Annotated in this window: 15 protein-coding genes and 1 pseudogene; 4 read left to right on the top strand and 12 right to left on the bottom strand. The window is 40.0% G+C overall.

Translation table 11 applies throughout. From position 1 onward, the window contains the following. The first annotated feature begins 82 nt into the window (after positions 1 to 82). The gene (panB, locus tag G6Q00_RS05015; protein WP_163532277.1) at positions 83 to 889 is read left to right on the top strand and encodes a 3-methyl-2-oxobutanoate hydroxymethyltransferase; all 807 of its coding nucleotides are present in this window, start codon (positions 83 to 85) and stop codon (positions 887 to 889) included. Beyond that, entirely contained in the window at positions 886 to 1,893 is a 1,008-nt protein-coding gene (gene ruvB, locus G6Q00_RS05010) for a Holliday junction branch migration DNA helicase RuvB (RefSeq protein ID WP_163532276.1), read from the top strand. Before panB ends, ruvB begins: the two co-directional genes overlap by 4 nt. On the opposite strand, the gene gyrB is transcribed toward ruvB, so the two are convergent. From gyrB to G6Q00_RS04980, 6 genes and pseudogenes are all read right to left on the bottom strand, one after another. Continuing rightward, positions 1,890 to 4,193, bottom strand: coding sequence for a DNA topoisomerase (ATP-hydrolyzing) subunit B (gyrB, locus tag G6Q00_RS05005; RefSeq protein ID WP_163532275.1), 2,304 nt, complete (start codon positions 4,191 to 4,193; stop codon positions 1,890 to 1,892). The two genes, ruvB and gyrB, sit on opposite strands and share 4 nt — an antisense overlap. Positions 4,194 to 4,254: 61 nt before the next feature. Next, positions 4,255 to 5,556: a chromosomal replication initiator protein DnaA gene (gene dnaA, locus G6Q00_RS05000; protein WP_163532274.1), complete on the bottom strand. Its 1,302-nt coding sequence runs from the start codon at positions 5,554 to 5,556 to the stop codon at positions 4,255 to 4,257. Continuing rightward, positions 5,550 to 6,017, bottom strand: a complete 468-nt coding sequence (gene ruvC / locus G6Q00_RS04995; RefSeq protein ID WP_163532273.1) for a crossover junction endodeoxyribonuclease RuvC — start codon at positions 6,015 to 6,017, stop codon at positions 5,550 to 5,552. Before ruvC ends, dnaA begins: the two co-directional genes overlap by 7 nt. A gap of 3 nt (positions 6,018 to 6,020) precedes the next feature. Beyond that, complete coding sequence (locus G6Q00_RS04990; RefSeq protein WP_163499277.1) at positions 6,021 to 7,697, bottom strand: methyl-accepting chemotaxis protein; 1,677 nt, start codon at positions 7,695 to 7,697, stop codon at positions 6,021 to 6,023. 830 nt (positions 7,698 to 8,527) lie between these two features. Further along, a pseudogene (locus G6Q00_RS04985) lies at positions 8,528 to 9,025 on the bottom strand (methyl-accepting chemotaxis protein); the annotation flags it as partial. Between the two features lie 13 nt (positions 9,026 to 9,038). Continuing rightward, entirely contained in the window at positions 9,039 to 10,355 is a 1,317-nt protein-coding gene (locus tag G6Q00_RS04980; RefSeq protein WP_163532272.1) for a methyl-accepting chemotaxis protein, read from the bottom strand. A 240-nt stretch (positions 10,356 to 10,595) separates the two neighbouring features. Between G6Q00_RS04980 and G6Q00_RS04975 the strand changes: the two genes are divergently transcribed. Then, positions 10,596 to 11,045, top strand: a complete 450-nt coding sequence (locus G6Q00_RS04975; protein ID WP_240330996.1) for a Sua5/YciO/YrdC/YwlC family protein — start codon at positions 10,596 to 10,598, stop codon at positions 11,043 to 11,045. Here the strand turns inward: G6Q00_RS04975 and G6Q00_RS04970 are convergent, their stop codons facing one another. From G6Q00_RS04970 to tig, 6 genes are read right to left on the bottom strand one after another with little or no spacing between them, the layout of a single operon-like run. Further along, positions 11,046 to 11,510 carry a DUF1104 domain-containing protein gene (locus G6Q00_RS04970; RefSeq protein ID WP_163532271.1) on the bottom strand — a complete coding sequence of 155 codons (465 nt, stop codon included), beginning with the start codon at positions 11,508 to 11,510 and terminating at the stop codon, positions 11,046 to 11,048. A 53-nt stretch (positions 11,511 to 11,563) separates the two neighbouring features. Continuing rightward, on the bottom strand, positions 11,564 to 13,621 hold the full coding sequence (locus tag G6Q00_RS04965; RefSeq protein ID WP_163532270.1) for a heavy metal translocating P-type ATPase: 2,058 nt from the start codon (positions 13,619 to 13,621) through the stop codon (positions 11,564 to 11,566). A gap of 18 nt (positions 13,622 to 13,639) precedes the next feature. Continuing rightward, positions 13,640 to 15,121 carry a YifB family Mg chelatase-like AAA ATPase gene (locus G6Q00_RS04960; RefSeq protein WP_205426525.1) on the bottom strand — a complete coding sequence of 494 codons (1,482 nt, stop codon included), beginning with the start codon at positions 15,119 to 15,121 and terminating at the stop codon, positions 13,640 to 13,642. Between the two features lie 44 nt (positions 15,122 to 15,165). Beyond that, positions 15,166 to 15,681: a peptide deformylase gene (gene def / locus G6Q00_RS04955; RefSeq protein ID WP_205426518.1), complete on the bottom strand. Its 516-nt coding sequence runs from the start codon at positions 15,679 to 15,681 to the stop codon at positions 15,166 to 15,168. Continuing rightward, positions 15,681 to 16,274, bottom strand: coding sequence for an ATP-dependent Clp endopeptidase proteolytic subunit ClpP (gene clpP, locus G6Q00_RS04950; RefSeq protein WP_064429811.1), 594 nt, complete (start codon positions 16,272 to 16,274; stop codon positions 15,681 to 15,683). The genes def and clpP overlap by 1 nt, the downstream gene beginning before the upstream one ends. Positions 16,275 to 16,276: 2 nt before the next feature. After that, the gene (gene tig, locus G6Q00_RS04945; protein WP_163532269.1) at positions 16,277 to 17,581 is read right to left on the bottom strand and encodes a trigger factor; all 1,305 of its coding nucleotides are present in this window, start codon (positions 17,579 to 17,581) and stop codon (positions 16,277 to 16,279) included. 95 nt (positions 17,582 to 17,676) lie between these two features. Here tig and fliI point away from each other — a divergent pair, with 95 nt between their 5' ends. After that, positions 17,677 to 18,981 carry a flagellar protein export ATPase FliI gene (gene fliI, locus G6Q00_RS04940; protein ID WP_163532268.1) on the top strand — a complete coding sequence of 435 codons (1,305 nt, stop codon included), beginning with the start codon at positions 17,677 to 17,679 and terminating at the stop codon, positions 18,979 to 18,981. Positions 18,982 to 19,079: the final 98 nt, after the last annotated feature.

Raw genomic sequence — 19,079 nt, 5'->3', positions numbered from 1 at the left:
TTTATATTTCTATTTTTAACCCGTGTTTTCAGGGCTATCATAGCATTTTAAAGGTAAAATCTGACCAAAAACTAGGCCAACCATGAAAAAGATCACGCTAGGTTTTTTGCATGCAAAAAAGCACCCAAAATCAGGTACTCCCACTAAAATTAGCGCCATTACAGCCTACGATGCGCTCTTTGCCTCTCTTTTTGATCCTTTAGTAGATCTTATTCTAGTAGGCGATAGTTTGAATATGAGTTTTAAAGGGCAGGGTGATACTTTAAGCGCATGCATGGGCGAAATGCTTTATCACACTAAAGCTGTATGTCAAGGGGTTAAGCGCGCCTTTGTAGTAGCAGATATGCCCTATGGAAGTTATACAAATGAGTTACAAGCCCTTAAAAATGCTTTGCGCTTTTATAAGCACACTTTAGCCGATGCGATCAAGCTTGAGGGAGGGGTGCAGCGCGCAAGGGTTGTAAAAGCTTTAGTAGAGGAGGGGTTAGCAGTAGTAGGGCACATCGGGCTTACGCCCCAATCTGTACGAGGAGTAGGTGGGTATAAGATTGTGGGTAAAACAGCACAGAGTGCTCAGCAGGTTTTAGAGGATGCCTTAGCTATAGAGGAGGCAGGGGCGCGTTTAATTGTCTTAGAGGGAGTGGTGGCTAATGTGGCACAAAGAATCACAAACACCCTTAAAATCCCCACTATTGGAATAGGTAGCGGGATACATTGCGATGGGCAAATTTTAGTTTTTAGCGACATGCTTGGGCTTTTTACAGCCTTTAAGCCCCAATTTGTACGATCGTACCTAGAAGGCGCTACACTTGTACAAGAGGCCATTAAAAACTATGTACAAGATATACAAATGGGGAATTTTCCAAGCCCAGAGGAAAGTTATTCGTGAATCGGGTAGTTCATTTAGAGCAATTAGAGTTTGAAGAACAAGAAAATACCAGTTTGCGGCCTAGTCTTTGGGAGGAATACATAGGCCAAGAACCCCTTAAAAAGCTCTTGCAAGTCTCTATTATGGCAACTAGGAAGCGTAGCGATACTCTCGATCACATTTTATTTTTTGGGCCACCGGGTTTAGGTAAAACTACTTTAAGCTATATCATTGCTAAAGAACTCAACACGCCTATTAAAGTTACAACAGCCCCTATGATTGAAAAGACCGGCGATTTAGCCGCAGTTTTAACCAATCTCAAGCCTAAAGAAATTCTTTTTATTGATGAAATCCACCGGCTTAGCCCGGCTATTGAAGAGGTGTTATATCCAGCGATGGAGGATTTTAGGCTAGATATTATCATTGGCTCAAAAGCAGCTGCACAGACTATTAAAATTGATCTAGCCCCTTTTACTTTAATCGGAGCTACTACTCGCGCTGGAATGCTGAGTAATCCTTTGCGTGATCGCTTTGGCATGCATTTTAGATTAGAATTTTATAGTGTAGAAGAGCTAAGCACCATCACCACCCAAGCAAGTTTAAAACTTAAAAAGAGCATTGATGCAGATGCGAGTTTAGAAATTGCTAAGCGTTGTCGGGGTACGCCTCGTATCGCTTTGCGCTTACTTAGACGCGTACGCGATTTTGCAGATAGCGCTAATAAGGCTTGCATTGATCTAGCCACTACCCAGCTTGCCCTAGAAGCTTTAGGGGTAAATGCTTATGGTTTGGATACTTTAGATTTGCGCTATCTTGAATTACTAGCTAATGCTAAGAATAGACCCTTAGGTTTAAGCACTCTGGCTGCTAGCATGCATGAAGATGAAAGCACGATTGAAGAGGTTGTTGAACCTTTTTTACTAGCTAATGGCTATTTAGAGCGCACCGCTAAAGGGCGCATCGCCACCCCTAAGACTTATGAAATTCTCAAGCTAAGACCCCCCCAAACTTCTCTTTTTTCCTAAATATCTAGGTGTTTAACATCTTTAGCATGGGCTTGGATATAGGCGCGTCGTGGCTCCACCTCATCGCCCATGAGTAAATTAAAGGCGTCATGCGCGCTTTGTTCATCTTCTAAGGACACTTGCAATAAATTGCGATTAGCCGCAGACATCGTTGTTTCCCAAAGCTGTTCTGGATTCATCTCACCCAAACCCTTATAGCGCTGGATATAAGCCCCCTGTTTGGCGCGTTCTTCAATATTTTCTAAAAAATCTAGCGCGTCCATGTTAAGACAATTTAAATCAAATTCTTGGATTTTTTGTACTAAGGCCTTAGCCTCTAAAAATAAAGGATCGTTAAACAAAGCCTCATCTATTAAGAGTTCTACTAAACCTAGTTTAGTCTGTACAAAGAAATGTAAACTTTGATCTAAAATCTGTTGGCTTAAAACATGGCAGTGGATTTTTTCTAAAAGATCACGGATTTCTTCAGCCAAAACCTCTAAAGAAGGTCTTTGGGGCATTTCAACTAAATAACGCAACACTTCTGCCATTAAGGGGCGTTTTTCTAATTCTTTAAGCACTAACCGGTAAGCGCTTAGAGTTTTAAGCAAGGCTAATAAATCGCTACGGCCCATGCCCTCAATCTGTGCGCTATCAATCCCATGTTCGATCAGAAAATGGTTCAGCTCCTTTTCATCTTTAAGGTATTTTTCAATCTTCTTTTTCTTAAAGCGATAAAGGGGAGGTTGGGCGATGTAAACATGGCCATTAGCAATTAAGGGTTTTAAGTAGCGATAAAAAAAGGTCATCAAAAGGGTTTGGATATGGCTACCGTCTACATCTGCATCAGTCATGATAATGATTTTATGGTAGCGTAGTTTTTCAATGTTAAATTCCTCCCCTACCCCACACCCAAAGGCCGTGATCATATTTTTAATTTCCTCAGATTTTAAAATCTTACTTAAATGGGATTTTTCTACATTAAGAATCTTACCCCGCAAGGGTAAAATTGCCTGATAGGTACGATCCCTGCCTTGTTTAGCCGATCCACCCGCACTATCCCCCTCCACTAAATAAATTTCTGATTCTCTAGGGTCTTTACTTTGACAATCTGCAAGTTTACCCGGCAAAGTACCCACACTTAAATTATCTTTTTTACGGGTGAGTTCTTTAGCTTTTTTAGCCGCCTCACGCCCTCTAGCAGCTAGTAGCGCCTTTTGCATGATCGCTCTAGCCACACTAGGGTTTTCCTCAAAAAATTGTGCCATTTTTTCATAAACTAACTTAGCCACAATGGGGCGTACAAAAGAACTACCCAATTTAGCTTTAGTTTGCCCTTCAAACTGGGGTTCTAAGATTTTAGCCGACACTATAGCCACTAAGCCCTCTTTAATATCCTCTTGAATCACCCCTATCTCTTTCTCCCGCGCGCTAGCATTTTGCTGGATATAATTTAAAATTGCCCGACTAAGACCCATTCTAAAACCAGCTTCATGCGTGCCTCCCTCTGGTGTGCGGATATTATTCACAAAGCTAAACATTTGCTCAGAATAACCCTCATTATAGGCCAAAGCCACCTCTACTTCCATGTCCTCAGCCTGCCCATTAAAGGTAATCACATCAGAGAGTAAGGGAGCTTTATTAGTATCTAAAATGAATTGTTTAAGCCCCTCCTCATAATGATAAACTTCCTCTATATTATTGGGTTGATCGCAAAAGGTGATGGTTACATTGTGGTTTAAATAGGCCATTTCTTTAAAGCGTTTTCTTAAAATCTGAGGATCAAAGCTAACCACTTCCATAATGCTTTCATCGGGGAAAAATTCAATACAAGTTCCTCTTTGCTTAGTTATTCCTGTTTGCTTCAGCGTGTCTAATGGAATGCCCTTAGCAAATTCTTGTTCATAAACCTTTCCCTCTCTTTTAATAGTCATGATTAATTTAGCAGAAAGCGCATTAACCACACTCACCCCCACCCCATGCAAGCCTCCAGAAACTTTATAACTCTCCTTATCAAACTTCCCGCCCGCATGCAAAGTAGTTAACACCACCGTAGCTGCAGCAATGCCCTCTGTAGGGTGAATATCCACCGGGATACCCCGCCCATTATCCTCTACAATGCATGATCCGTATTGGCTTAAGGTGATTTTAATTTCTGTACAAAAACCTGCCATGCTCTCATCAATGGAGTTATCCACCACTTCATAAACCATGTGGTGTAAGCCATTAATATTAGTATCCCCAATATACATACCCGGGCGTTTGCGCACCCCCTCTAAACCTTTCAATACTTTAATTTTATCGCCCATATACGAATGCATCGCCACCCTTTTTGCTAATTTTAATGTACATTGTGTGGGGAGATTATACTATGAAAACGCTTCAATCTACATGGGATAAAATTTTAGCGCGCATCTCCTCTATGAGTAGTTTAGTGTGCTTATCCTCTAGCATGCACTTTGCAACGATCTTACTTGCCTTACTCACCCCGCTATGATCTTTCATGCCTAAAAATTGGGCTAAAGCTGTGGTAGAAGAGTTAGTTAGAGTGCGGGCTAGATAAATAATAAGTTTGCGCGCTAGTGCGACTTGTCTGTTGCGATAATTATTACAAATATCTGAGGGTTTTAAATTAAGGGTTTTTGCCACTACCTTTAAAATCTGCTCTAAATTCACTTCTTGTAAAGACTCTTTAATCGTATCTTTTAAAACCGCCTCTACTAAAGAGAGATCAATTTGAACGCCTGTTAGCATAGCGGTTGCATTAAGGCGCAAAAGCGCGCCTTCAATCTGGCGGATATTTTCATTTGTGTGGCTAGCTAAATACTCCACCACCGGCGCGTCCATACGGATATGATTAAATTTACATTTTTGATTGATAATAGCAATTTTGGTTTCTAGCTTGGGAGGTTGGATACTTGCAATCATGCCCATTTCAAAGCGCGAGAGTAATCTATCAGCTAAGCCTTTAATATCTCTTGGGGGTTTATCTGAAGTCATCACAATCTGGCTACCTTGACTATGTAAAGCGTTAAAAGTGTGGAAAAACTCTTCTTGTACCATTTGCTTACCGCCAAAAAATTGCACATCATCAATTAGCAAATAATCACGCGTGCGGTATTTATCTTGGAATTTATCCATGCTGTGGTTATTAAGCCTAAAAACATAGTCATTTAAGAATTGTTCAGCGGTAACATACAGCACATCTTGGAGGCGATCGCTAGCTTTATTGCCAATGGCATTTAAAATATGTGTTTTGCCCAAACCCACCCCGCCAAAGAAAAGCACCGGGTTATACGATGCGCTATTTTGCGCCACTTGTGAAGCCACTTTAATAGCTAAATGGTTGCAACTACCCACCACCAAAGTATCAAAGGTAAAAGCAGGGTTAAGAGAGGGGTTTTGGTGGGCTTGGCATAAAGGTTTTAAAGGGGGGTTTTTGATTTGTTGATCTCTTGGGCGCACCTCTACACTTACAGGATAACCTTTATAAGCCCCTATAGCATTTTCTAAAAGCGCACTATAGCGCGTTTTAATGTAACTACACACCCAAATATTAGGGGCGTAAAACACAAAACAATCCGCCCTAGAAGCCTTTTCATCAAAGCGCAAAATTTCTACATAGGTTTTAAATTCAAACTCGCTTAAATCTGCTTTAAGCGTTTCTAAAATGGCCTCTAGCATGGAAAAGAGCTTTTGTTTTGCTGGGCGTGGGTAAGGGCAATAGCGATGGCATCGGTAATATCTAAGGGTTTAATAGCACTCTTAATCCCTAAGATTTTTTTAACCATGAATGCCACCTGTTCTTTGCTTGCTTTTCCATGTCCGGTAATGGCCTTTTTAACTTGCAAGGGCGTGTATTCGCTAAAATGCCCCATTTCTTGTAAAATCTTTAAGCCTAAAGCCCCTCTAAATTGCGCTAGTTTAAGCACGGTTTTAGGGTTGTAGGCATAAAAAATATCCTCCATCGCCACCTCAGAAATGGCATAGGTTTTTAAAATTTGCTCAAACCCTGCCACCACTTCTAAAATTTGTGCTTGCAAGTGCTTAGCCTTAATGCGGATAAAACCCGCTCCCATTAATTTACCCCCCTGAATAATTCCATACCCGCATTTAGAGCTACCCGGATCAATGCCTAAAATCATAAATTAAGATTTAAATTGGATTATTTTACTATTTAGATCAGCCGTGGCATCGCTTAAAAACTTGGTAATTTCTATAATTTGCGTGGCCTCTTTAGCCGATTTTGCATTAATTTCCTCAACTAGAGCAAAATCATGCAAGATGCCATCAACATCTTTTTTAGTACCAGCAACCCCATCAATGGAAGCATTAACGCGCTTTATCGTGCTTGCCAAATTCTCACTCATACTTGTAAACTGCTTTTGCACGCCTAAACTCACCCCGCTTAATTCCTCAATCTTTTTAGAATTTAAATTCATCTGGTTACTCACATCATTAATTTCTTGTACAATTACCCCAATTGTTGAATTAATTTCAGCTAAGCTTTTTTGAGTTCTAGCGGCTAAATTTCTCACCTCATCAGCCACCACCGCAAACCCGCGCCCATGTTCACCCGCGCGTGCGGCCTCAATGGCGGCATTCAGGGCTAATAAATTAGTTTGATCGGCAATATCATTAATGATATGTAAAATACTTTTAACACTATCAGCGTTTTTACTAAGTTGTTCTACTTTGCTAGCTAGTTCTTCTTCTGTGTGGGAGGCTTCTGTAACCTGTTCAAATAAATCGGTAATGGCTGTATTAGAGGTTTTAATAGAGTCTTGTACTTCTGCTAAACTTTTTTGGCTTTCTTGAGCCTCACCAACGGTTTTACTCATCACCGTGCTAATTTCTACGCTTTTATCTTTAATTTGTGTGATCATTTGGGTTCTTTTACCCATGCCAGCAAGCGCGCTACTAATACTTGCGTTTAGATTCTCAGCAACTCCGGTATTATCCCGGATATTAGACTTAATCGCATTGAAAAACTCTTGGATATTTTGCACAAAGTGATTAACCCCCTCGCCAATTTTGCTAATCTCATCGTTGTTTCTAGTGATTCGGATACGGCGGGTTAAATCGCGATCACCTGAACTAAAATCATGCACCCTTGCAACTAAAGTTTCAAGCCGTTTAATCGCGGCAAAATGCGTAAGAATAAAAGCTAGAATAATTAAAGCAATGACGATACTGACAATCCAGTAGGCAAGAGTGTGGATATTTTTTAAAACTCTGGCTTGCACTTCTCTGCGGGTTTTACTTGAAGCATGCAAAATATCGCTGTAATAGGTGGTAGAGACAATCACCATTTGGCTTACCGGATCATAATGGCTATAGGCCACTTTAGGCTCTGGCGTACCCCCAGCAAATTTAGGCATTTGGTAGTAAGTATAACCCCCTCCCTTATTAGCCGCTTTGATATACCCTTCTACATAATGCACCCCGTCTACACTTGAGAGTAATAAACCACTCTTGCCCACCGTGTTAGGATTGACTGGATCAAAAAGCACCACACCATTTTTATCCACAACCACCATATAAATCATGCCCTTATCGTTATTGATTTTGCCAAAGTATTCAAGCGCCCTTTTTTGGGCTTGCTCTCTTGGAAGGCTAGCATAAAAACCCGCTATGCCTTGTTCTATTAAAAGCGTGGCGTAGCGCAAATCCTCTTCGCGTTGCTTTGTATTACCGCGCTTTTGGCTTTCTAAGATTGAGGAGAGCAAATTATTTTGTTCATGGGTGGCGATGTAAATAATAGAGCTTCCTAAAATAACAAAGGATAGGAAAATAATACCAGCGATTTTAATTCCAAGACTCATAACAAAACCCCAATAAGTTTAAGATTTAAAGATTTTACGCGCCATTCTAACACGATTTATTAGTGTGTAGCCTAAAAGTAAAAGGGGTTGGTATAGACGACAAAATATCAAGGCTATTTTTAATTGATTGAGGGTTTTTTTTAGTGCTTGAAATCTCTTTAATTGCTTTTTTTGGTTTTAATCAAACAAAACCACTTTAAGCGTATATAAATATGGGTTTTTCAATTACAAGAAAAGAGAACAACTACCGCGCTTTTTAATTTCAAACAATGCAATTTTTCATTTGACAATTTGACATACTCCCCGCGCTCAAAGCTAGGGATTGAGAGGATCATCAAGGCTTGGTAGCTAGGCTCTACCAGCCCCTACTCTTTAGAGTTGAACCCTTACTCTATGATAGATTTATGAGCAAAAATGCCTTAATCTGCTTAGCTCAAGCTTGCGGGCTTTAGCGCGCAGTGGGTAAAAATTTTCAAGCAAGTTAATGCCATTATAAACCGATCTTTGAGTAAAAACGCGTTATTTTTGCATAAGGGCGCGTATTAGAGAATGCGTATTTCTTAACGGGTTAAAACGCGCGCAATTTCAGTTAGTTTAAATCTCTGCTATCATTAATTTTTTTCAAACCTGCAACAAAGCTCTTTAGACTAATCCGTGCTAGTACAAAGCTCCGCATAAACGCCCGCTAACACAAGCACATTAACCCCAATCGTGATACCCCGCCTTGTTAATCTCTATCCCATGTTAACTTTGCACTTTTAAGCCTCTTTAGGGGTGCGGGATAGCCAACACCCCCCAATTAAGTTAAGCAAAATAATTTGTTAAAACCATCATACCTTAATTTGTTGGATTTCATTATTTAGATTAGAACAAACATTTCCTAGAGATGCATTAGCCTTTTGCACATGTGTAATATTTTCTAGTTGTGCATTGGCTAGATCACTAATTCTTTTAATTTCTGAATCAACATCTTGGCTATCATGCATGATAATTTGTAACCGTTTAGTGTTTTCATGAATGTCGGCTACAGCGGCTAAAATATTTGATGAATTTTGTTGGATACTGCTTTGCATTTTAAAGACTAGTTCAGAGGTTTTTAACAGATTTTGGGCATTAACCCCTAAAGCTTTATTAATATCACCCACGCTTTGTACTACTTCATTAATTGTACTATCAATTTCAACTAAACTTTTTTGGGTTTTTTCGGCTAACTTTCTAACCTCATCAGCCACCACTGCAAAACCTCTACCATGTTCACCCGCGCGTGCGGCCTCAATGGCGGCATTCAGGGCTAATAAATTAGTTTGTTCGGCAATATCATTGATGATCACTAAAACCTTTTTAATAGCATCGGTACTTTTGGTTGTTTCCTAATTTATGCGAGCATTCTAAACTCTGCGTGGCGTTATGTTCTGCATGCTTGCCTAAATCTTTGATCTCTTCAATCATCTTTTCTAATTGCGTGCTTGCCTGATTTAACCTTTCAACATTGCTATTGGCGCGCTTTGTATTATCTAAAACCTCCTCTACACTATGTTTACTAATCTGAATAGATTTTTGCACCGCCCCTACGATCTGATTAACCCCCTCTTGCATTATTTTAATCTCTGTATCTAAAGTAGTGGAAAATTCCCTTTGGCTACCAACTATTTCTTTAAAATGGCTAATAATTCTCCACATATTCTCTATAAATGTGTTGATATTGCGCGTGATGATGGCAATGTCATCTCTTTTACTTTGGCTTTTAACGGGTAATCTCTTTGTTAAATCTCTACTGCCTTGTGTTAAATCAGAACTTAAATGTCTTAAGTGATCTAAGGGGCGCATTAAGTAATAAATCCAGCCAAGAATAACCCCCAGAGTAAAAAAGAGTCCTAATAAGGAAGTAATAATCATAATCAAGCGTAACCTAGAAATATCTTTAAACGCAACGGAAACAGGGATACGGGCTATGGCTTTCCAGTTATACTCAGGTACTGTGGTGTGTACAATTAAAAAGCTTTTTTGTCCCTTTGCCCCAGTGCTATATAAAATCCCCTCTTTGATACTTAAAATTTTAGAAGCAACTTCTTTAAGAGGGGAATTTTCATCTGCAATATTAGAACCACTCTTTAATACACTAGATCCAAGAACAAGCCCATGGGCATCAATAAATTCTAATTCCTCGCCCTGTTTGCTACTTAAATGCTTGGCATGGGTTTTAAAAAATTCAATGGGAATATCCACCCCTAGCGCACCTATAAACTTTGAATTTACAATTAAAGGGGCGCTATAAGAAATGACTAACCTACCACTATAAGCATCTTTAAAGACTTTAGAAAGCACTGTTTTTCTCTGTGTACGCGCTTGTTTATACCAAAAGCGCTCTCTAGGATCATATCCTTTTGGAGGAGACCCCATGCCGCTACTAACATGCATAGAACCATCTTCTAGCCCTACAAAAGCTTGCAAAGCTCCCAAACTTTCGGTTAAATAATCTAATTCTTTAGTGAGAGTTTGTTCATTACTCCTTGTTTCTGACCAGTTTAAAGTTACAAATCTTGCCCCCACAGTAAAAATTCTAGAGATATTATGTTCCCAAGAGTTAACCCAATCTGTATTAGCTCTAGCCAATGAGAATAAAGCGGTTTCAGCATCATGAATCATAGTTCTACGCATGAATGATTCTGTAAATATAGCAAAGGCGACAAAACTAACAATCAAAACACCAACTAACGCCCAAGAAATTTTTTCCTTAAACCCCACCAACACCTCATGTACATTTTACTCTGTAGATTATTATCATAATTCATCTTAATATTAGTTAGCAAAAGTTAGCAAATAAAAGCGCGTTTGTTTTAAGAGATAAAATACACTACAAGATTAAAGCCTTTAGTTAGCACAATTAAGGGGGCAATAATGGAGCAAAATTTTAATTTAGGTGTGATTTTAGCCCAGAGTGATACCACAGTGGGATTTTTTAGCCACAGAAGAGATACACTTAACCGGGTTAAAAAAAGCCCGCCTAATAAGCCACTTTTACAAACACTACCCAGTTTAAAAGCTCTCCCTAAACGCGTACCTCCCCATGCAAGATCTCTAGTGCGCCGTCTAAAAGCAACTTTTATTTATCCAAGCGCGCAAGGCTCAAAAGCCTTTAGAGTGATTTATGATCCACAGGTTTTATTATTTTTAGAGCAACTAGGCCCCCTTTTTAGCACTTCGGCTAATTTAAGCGCGCAAAGTTATAATGCAGAGATAGCCAAACAATTAGCAGATATTATTATTGAAGATAATCGGGGGTTAACCCCTAAGCCCCCCTCAAAAATCATTAAGCTAGGGCGTAGGCGTAAAAGGCGTTTGCGTTAGTTATTCTTTAACGGGTTTAACAGGGGGAACAAAGCCGTATTTGTGTAGATCTTGTTCAAATGTCCCGGCATCTAAAGATTTTCGCCAAAAGCTAATGTATTCAAATTCCTCATTCACTTCTTTTCTTAACAGATCAAGGTGTTGAGCCCGTGCTTCCAAGGCTTTTTTAATGGTTGCTAGTCTCTTTTTTAGTTGTGCGGGTTTGAGTTTAGCAATATTTTTAGCCAAAGTATCTTGGAAGTGTCTCAAAAATTCAGCTTTTTCTTTATCGTCCATTTTATTATAGCGCACGCGCATTTCAGTTAAATACTCAAGCAATTTTTTTGCACTCACTTTACCGGCTAGATCTAGCATTTCTTGATCGGGTTTGGGTTTATATTCTGGAAAAGCATTCAAACCAATTGTTTGGGCATTCAGACCCACACAAAGTGCTCCAGACACAACAACAGCATGCAATAATTTCATTCCTATCCTTTATGATGTAGTAGGCGCGTATTCTAACTTAATAAATTTAACCATTATTTAACCCACATCGTGCGCATAGAATTAGCTAGGGCAATAAGCGTAACGCCCACATCTCCAAATACAGCCTCCCACAAAGTCGCCTCCCCAAAAACCCCTAAAATTAAAAAAGCCGCTTTCACCCCTAAAGCAAAGATGATATTTTCTAACACAATATGTCTTGTTTTCTTAGCGATTTTAAAAACCTGCACTACAGAGTTTAGCGTGTTATTTGTGATGATAATATCTGCACTATCTTTACTAATTTGGCTAGCACTGCCCATACCCATGCCCACATCGGCTAAAGCCAAAGTAGGCGCATCATTAATCCCATCTCCAATAAAAGCGCTTTTACCCTTGTTGTTTTGCTGGAAAAATTTAAAGGCTTGGACTTTTTGCTCTGGTAATAATCCGGCCTGATAATCACACTGTAAAATTTTTGCCATGTTTTTAGTGGTGCTTTCATTATCCCCACTTAAAATACAAAAGTTACTAATCCCTTCTTTTTTTAAGCGCTCTAAGCACTCTTTAGCATCCTCTTTGAGGGTATCCGCTAACACGATATAACCGATGTATTCCCCATTAGAGGCGACATGTACAATCGTACCCTCCAAACTACAGCAAGTATGCGGGATATTGTATTTATGCAAAATTTGATCATTACCCGCAATGATTAAATTAGCATGGCATTTAGCTTGTACGCCTAGACCACTAATTTCTTGATACTCTTCAATTTTATGTTTACAAGCACTTGTATAGGCCTTTTGGATAGAAAGGGCAATAGGATGGGTGGATAAAATTTGTGCACAACTAGCAAAACGCAAGACATCTTCTTGAGCAAAGGGAGGCTCACTGACTACTCTTATAACTTTAAACTCCCCCTTGCTTAGAGTTCCGGTTTTATCAAAGGCGATATTTTTAACTTGATTGAGGGTTTCTAAAGTGTGCACATCTTTAATTAAAACCCCACATTTACTAGCCGCCCCCACTCCTCCAAAGTAGCCTAGCGGAATAGAAATCACTAAAGCGCAAGGGCAACTCACCATTAAAGCCACAAGCCCGCGATAAATCCATGCATCAAAACTCCCATGTCCTAAAAGAGGCGGGATACAAGCAATCATTAAAGCAATGCAAAAGACAGCGGGGGTATAGTAACGGGCAAATACGCTAATGAGTTTTTCGGTTCGAGATTTTTGGCTAACCGCATGAGAGACCATGTCAACAATCTTAGCAATAGAGGAATCTGCATAAGCCTTACTCACCTCAATTTCTAACACCGCCTTTAAATTAATACTCCCCCCTAATACCTTATCTTTTTCTCTTACATTTACAGGCAAAGACTCCCCGGTTAGAGGTTTTTGATCGAGCATGCTCTCTCCTAAAAGCACAACCCCATCTGTAGGGATTTTCTCCCCCACTTTAACCACCACCACATCGCCTATTTTTAAATCCTCCGGGCGTACTTGCTGCAACGCATCCCCTTGTTTTAGAAAGGCAAAATTAGGCGCGACATCTAGTAAAGATTGTAGCGATCGTTTAGAGCGCTTAATCGCTAATTTTTGTAAAAATTCTCCGGTTGCATAAAAGACCATGACAGAAACTGACTCTTCATAAGCCCCCACACAAAAGGCAGCAATGGTGGCGCTTAACATTAAGGTGTTTTCATCAAAAAAGCGCTTATTTTTTACACCTCTAAGAGCCCCTAAAAAAACATCTTTACCAGCAAATGCATACACCCCACCTAAAATTACATAAGCCAAATAGCGCACTAGGGTAATTTGTATAAAATGTAACGCCACAACGGCAACCAAATAAAGCCCAATGGAGCTTAAAATTGGATAGATACTTAAAGAGTCTGTAGAAGGTTGTTGTTCTTGCTGACTAGAAAGAATCATCTCCGGCTCTAATTCTTTAATGAGCTTTAAAGCCTTTTGAATATCTTTTGTATCTAAATACAAAGTACCCGTGTTAAAAGATACTTGAGCGGCTTTGATATAACTTTGTTTGTTTAACTCTACTTCTAATTTGTTGGCACAATCCGGACAATCAAGCCCTTTAAAATAATACTTTTGCATGTCCTTCCTCCATATAGTTTAAGCCACTTTTCTAAAATGCAAAGCCTTTAACACATGTTCTTTTTGTATGATCTCGCTTCTTTGTAAATCAGCAATGGTGCGCGCTATTTTCTTACTTTTATGTACGGCTCTTTCTGAAAAATTAAAGCGTAAAATTGCCTGATCTAGCAAGTGTTGTGCTTCCTGTGTTAATAAACAAAATTCCTCAATTTGACTCTCTTCTAGTTTTCCATTTAGCTCACTTTGCCCCCGTATCTTTTGCATTTTAAAGGCTTCTAACATTTGTTGGTGCAATGCTTCTGAACTCACCCTACTTTTAACATCTTCTCTTGTACTAGCCATTTGGACAAATAAATCAATGCGATCTAAGAAAGGTTCACTCAAGCGGTTTTTATAAGCAATAATTTCTCTTTCTTGGCAGCGACATACTTTATTATTATCCATTAAATTCCCACAAGGGCAAGGATTCATCGCCCCTATAAATAAAAATGAAGTGTTGTACTCAATTTTGCTATGCACCCTAGAGATCACCAGTTTATTATTCTCCATTGGCTCGCGTAAAGACTCTAAAACATCTCTTTTAAAATGGGGGAGTTCATCAAAAAATAAAATGCCATTATGGGCTAGGGCAATTTCACCGGGTCTGGGCAAATTAGCATTTGTAGAACCTAAAATACTAGCTTTTGAGGCGCTTTGGTGGGGGTTTCTAAAACTTCTAAGCGGGCTATAGGTGCTATCTTGGTGGCTTAAAATGCGCAGCTTAACCCCCTCAATCATTTCAGAAAGAGTTGTGGGGGGCAAAATATAGCGCATGCGCTTAGCCACCATGCTTTTACCACAGCCCGGACTACCTTCAAAGATAATATTATGCATTCCAGAAGCAGCAATAAGAGCGGCTTCTTTGGCTAGTTCTTGTCCTTTTACATCTTTAAAATCTAGCGCAAAATCGCGCATGTAATAGTAGCGTTGCCCTTGAAGTTCTAAAGATTCAAAGGCTAATTGGGCTTTTTGAGCTGTAGCAGGGGTGTTGTGTAAAATAGTTTTTAAAGCCTCTTGGAGATTTTCTACATAGTGGAAGTGTAAATTAGGGATAAGAGCAAAAAGTTCTTGCCCCAATTTAGGTACGATTACATGGGCATGGGGTTTTTTAATGGCGATGTCTAAAAGCATGGGAAAGATCGCTTGGTTGTATTTAACACGGCCATCTAAGCCTAATTCCCCGAAGGCAAACCATTTTCCCTCTAAGGGTCTTTTTTGTAAAGCCACGAGTAAAGCCATAGGCAGATCAAAATGACTCCCACTCTTGGGTAAATCTGCTGGGGAAAGATTGATCGTGATTTTAAGAGGGGGGAAGCTAAAGCCATTGTTTTGGAGGGCAGATTGTACCCTTTGTTTGGATTCTTGAATGGCACTATTGGGCAAACCTGAAATAACAAAGGCTGGAAGAGCCCTCGTAAATGTCGCCTCAACTTCTACGATTTGGGCTACTGTAGCCTGCATGGTAGCACAGTAAAGAGTGTTAAGCGCGCTAGCAGGGGGCGGCATTATGCACTTTTGGAGTTTTTTCTAAACTCCTTTTCAAATTTTTTACGCTTTAGCATGGTGAGTCTATCCACAAATAAAATTCCATTGAGATGATCTATTTCATGTTGGATAGCCACACTTAATAGATCGCTAGCTTGGAGTTCTTGGGGGTCTCCATAGCGATCATAATAGGCTAGTTTAATGTGCGCAAAACGCTGGATTTCCTCATAAAATTCTGGTACGGATAAACACCCCTCCCTCCAAAAAATTTGGCCCTCTGCGTGTAATAAAGTAGGATTGATAATTTCTAAACAATCCTCCGGGTATTGCTGTTCATCTTGGCGGGGTAAATTGATAATTAAAACGCGTTTTGCAACCCCCACTTGGATAGCCGCTAAACCAATGCCCTTATTAGCTAGCATGGTTTCTTGCATGTCCTCTAAAAGGGTGTGTAAAGTTGTGTCAAACACCTCCACATCTGTAGATAGACCCCGTAAGCGCTTATCCGGATAATGTACAAGTTCTAAAATAGCCATTATGCCTGCTTAGTGCTTTTACTTAAAACCGCATCTACAAGCCCGTATTCTTTAGCATCTTCTGCACTCATGAAAAAATCCCGATCGCTATCCTGCTCAATTTTTTCAAGGGTCTGGCCGGTGTTTTCTGCCATGATCTGATTGAGGGTATTTTTTAAGCGCAAAATCTCTTTTGTATAAATAGCGATATTGGTGGCTTGGCCTTCTGTGCCCCCTAGGGGTTGGTGAATCATGATGCGTGCATGGGGCAAAGAAAAGCGCTTACCCTTAGTACCACAGCTAAGTAAAAAAGCCCCCATAGAGGCGGCTTGACCGATACAAATCGTGCAAATATCTGGATGGATATAATTCATGGTGTCATAAATGCTTAGACCACTAGTAACTGAGCCACCGGGGGAGTTGATATAAAGATTAATATCTTTTTCCGGGTCTTCAGCTTCTAAAAAGAGCAACTGGGCTACGATAGTGGAGGCCACCGCATCGTTGATCTCACCGCTTAATAAAACAATGCGATCTTTTAAAAGACGGGAATAAATATCATAACTGCGTTCACCGCGTCCTGTTTTTTCAATAACATAGGGAATATAATTCATGCCTAACTTTCTTTAGGGAGTTGTTTATCTAACAAAAAGGTTAACACGCGATCTTCAATCATCGCCATTTTAACCGCTGGGAGCATGTTGTTTTTTTTGTAAAACTCTAAAACCTGTTGGGGATTTTGATTAGTCATCATAGCCTCATAATAGATCGTTTGGAAGACCTCATTATCGCTAACTTGAATCTTTTCTTGTTTAGCTAAAGCGTCTACAATAAACGTTACTTTAACACTGCGTCTAGCCTGTTGGCGGAAACTCTCCCGTTTTTCTTGGAGTTTTTGAGAATTTTCTTGTAATTCTTTAACCTGCTCAGCAGACATACCCTCTAAAGCCTGATTTAAGGCTAAATCCATTTCTTGCTCTATAATGGTTTGTGGTAGATCAAAAGAAAGAGACTCATCAAGTTTATCAATCAAGGTCTCTTTGAGTTGTTGGTTATAGAGTTTGGTTTTTGCCTCTAGGAATAATTGATCTTTAATGCGCTGTTTGAGTAGTTCTAAAGTAGGTTCTTTCTCTTGATTTAAGATCGCTTTGATAAAAGCATCATCAATCTCTGGGATTTTCCTAAGCTGGATTTTATGCAATTTAACATGGAAAGAAACTTCTTTTCCGGCTAGATTAGTATTAGCATAATCACTAGGAAAAGTTACAGAAAAATACTTCTCATCACCCACTTTCATGCCCACTAGTTGCTCTTCAAAACTAGGTAGTAAGCGGTTTTCACCCACAATAAGGGCAAAATTTTGCGCGCTATTGCCCTCAAAGGGTTGGTTATCTAATAAGCCTTCAAAATCAAAGATCACCCCATCGCCTAGCGCTACAGATTTTTCTGCCGGTGCGTCTGAAAAGCTAGCCCTTTGCTTGGCTAAAATTTCTAAACGCTTCTCAATCGCGCTCTCTTGGATTGCATCTAAAGAAAAACTAGGGACACATTCAAGTACAGCGCTTAGATCAATTTGGGGTCTAAGACCAATTTCAATTTCAATATCAAAATACCCTTCCTGTTTATCAAACTTGCTTACAGACGGGTTACCAATTATATCCTGATTGGTGATTTCAAGCGCCTTAGCACCCTCTTTTAAAATCGCATCTAATATTTCCTTTTGGCTTTCTTGCTCAATATGCCCCTGATAGCGCTGTTTGATGATGTCTAAAGGTACTTTACCCCTTCTAAACCCATCTAGCTTGGTGTTTTTTGCGATCTTTTGGGCAATGCTTTGGGATTTTTTCTCAAAGTCTTGTACTAAAGGCTTAGCATACACGCGTGCATTAGCGCTATCTAGCCTTTTGGTTTTTAAATCCATACAAACTCCCTATATCCATTTTTAAAGTATAATTAGGCGCTTATTTTACCTAAGTGTGGGTTAATCCAAAATTAAAGAAAGGCAGGTGTTTTAGGGTGTCTTTAGAAGTTTTAAGGGCGCAATTACAACACAAACGCGATCTTTCTCCGCGTTATGGGGTGGTGGTTAAAATCTTGCCTAATATGGTTTTTGTCAGCGGGTTTTTACCCTCCCTTGGGGACATGGTACAAGTAGAGCGCACAGATGGGGGGGAGTGTTTGGGTATGGTGGTGGTGGTAGAAAAAAATCAGTTTGGTTTTACCCCTTTTTCCTTTGTAGAAGGCTGTAGAGTAGGCGATCGCGTACTATTTGTTAAAGAGGGTTTGAGTTTTCCAGTAGGTCAGGGGCTTTTAGGGCGCGTGCTCGATCCTTTAGGTAATCCTTTAGATAAGCTAGGATTTGTACGCGCAAGTAGCTTTGCTCCGGTGATGTTAGCCCCTATTAAACCCTTAGATCGCGCTATCATTGATGAACCCTTTAGCGTGGGGGTTAAAAGCATCGATGGCTTGCTTACCTGTGGCAAGGGGCAAAAATTAGGCATCTTTGCAGGTAGCGGGGTGGGTAAATCTACTTTAATGGGCATGGTGGTGCGGGGTTGTAGTGCAAGTATTAAAGTTATTGCCCTTATTGGGGAGAGGGGGCGAGAAATCCCGGAGTTTATCCATAAAAACTTACAGGGCAATTTAGAAAACACCGTACTTGTAGTGGCCACTAGCGATGATGCGCCTTTAATGCGCAAATACGGGGCTTTTTGTGCGATGAGTGTAGCGGAGTATTTTAAAAATCAAGGGCATGATGTACTCTTTATGATGGATTCTGTTACGCGTTTTGCAATGGCACAGCGCGAGATCGGACTAGCCTTAGGCGAACCGCCCACTAGTAAGGGTTATCCCCCCTCCGCTCTTACGCTTTTGCCCCAGTTAATGGAGAGAGCGGGCAAAGAACAAAACAAAGGGAGTATCACCGCCTTTTTTACGGTGCTTGTAGAGGGCGATGATCTTTCTGATCCCATTGCCGATCAATCCCGAAGTATTTTAGATGGGCACATTGTTTTAAGCCGCGAACTAACCGATCATGGGATTTATCCGCCTATTAATATTTTACACTCCGCCTCTAGGGTGAGTAAAGAGGTAAGTAGCCACGATCACATGCTAGCAGCCCGCAAATTCCGCAAACTCTACGCGCTTTTAAAAGAAAATGAGGTCTTAATCCGCATTGGATCGTATCAAAGAGGTTTTGATCCAGATTTAGACGAGGCGATGGATAAAAAGGGCAAAATGGACGCTTTTTTAGCCCAAGAGGAAGAAGAAATTGTGCCCAGCGATCAAAGTATCCAAGAACTCCAAGAGATCATGCAATAATTTTAATAGTTATTCTCATAAACTGCATACATTTAGGAAAATTAAAGGATAGCCTAGTATTATCCTTTGACCATGAGAATTATACCCTTTGGTTTTCC

This window comes from Helicobacter suis, assembly GCF_902196125.1.
GTDB classification, from domain to species: domain Bacteria; phylum Campylobacterota; class Campylobacteria; order Campylobacterales; family Helicobacteraceae; genus Helicobacter; species Helicobacter suis_B.
The sequence above is the reverse complement of the archived record's forward strand: the minus strand, read 5'-3'. Positions and strand labels throughout refer to the sequence as shown.

Bases quoted from the DNA above. Each gene is read 5' to 3' on its own strand.
- panB (WP_163532277.1), top strand. From the start codon at position 83: ATGAAAAAGATCACGCTAGGTTTTTTGCATGCAAAAAAGCACCCAAAA.
- gyrB (WP_163532275.1), bottom strand. From the start codon at position 4,193: ATGCATTCGTATATGGGCGATAAAATTAAAGTATTGAAAGGTTTAGAG.
- dnaA (WP_163532274.1), bottom strand. From the start codon at position 5,556: ATGCTAGAGGCCATTTTAGAAACGCTTAAAGCAGATTTAAGCGAGTTT.
- ruvC (WP_163532273.1), bottom strand. From the start codon at position 6,017: ATGATTTTAGGCATTGATCCGGGTAGCTCTAAATGCGGGTATGGAATT.
- G6Q00_RS04990 (WP_163499277.1), bottom strand. From the start codon at position 7,697: ATGAGTCTTGGAATTAAAATCGCTGGTATTATTTTCCTATCCTTTGTT.
- G6Q00_RS04980 (WP_163532272.1), bottom strand. From the start codon at position 10,355: ATGCGTAGAACTATGATTCATGATGCTGAAACCGCTTTATTCTCATTG.
- G6Q00_RS04975 (WP_240330996.1), top strand. From the start codon at position 10,596: ATGGAGCAAAATTTTAATTTAGGTGTGATTTTAGCCCAGAGTGATACC.
- G6Q00_RS04970 (WP_163532271.1), bottom strand. From the start codon at position 11,510: ATGAAATTATTGCATGCTGTTGTTGTGTCTGGAGCACTTTGTGTGGGT.
- G6Q00_RS04965 (WP_163532270.1), bottom strand. From the start codon at position 13,621: ATGCAAAAGTATTATTTTAAAGGGCTTGATTGTCCGGATTGTGCCAAC.
- G6Q00_RS04960 (WP_205426525.1), bottom strand. From the start codon at position 15,121: ATGCAGGCTACAGTAGCCCAAATCGTAGAAGTTGAGGCGACATTTACG.
- def (WP_205426518.1), bottom strand. From the start codon at position 15,681: ATGGCTATTTTAGAACTTGTACATTATCCGGATAAGCGCTTACGGGGT.
- clpP (WP_064429811.1), bottom strand. From the start codon at position 16,274: ATGAATTATATTCCCTATGTTATTGAAAAAACAGGACGCGGTGAACGC.
- tig (WP_163532269.1), bottom strand. From the start codon at position 17,581: ATGGATTTAAAAACCAAAAGGCTAGATAGCGCTAATGCACGCGTGTAT.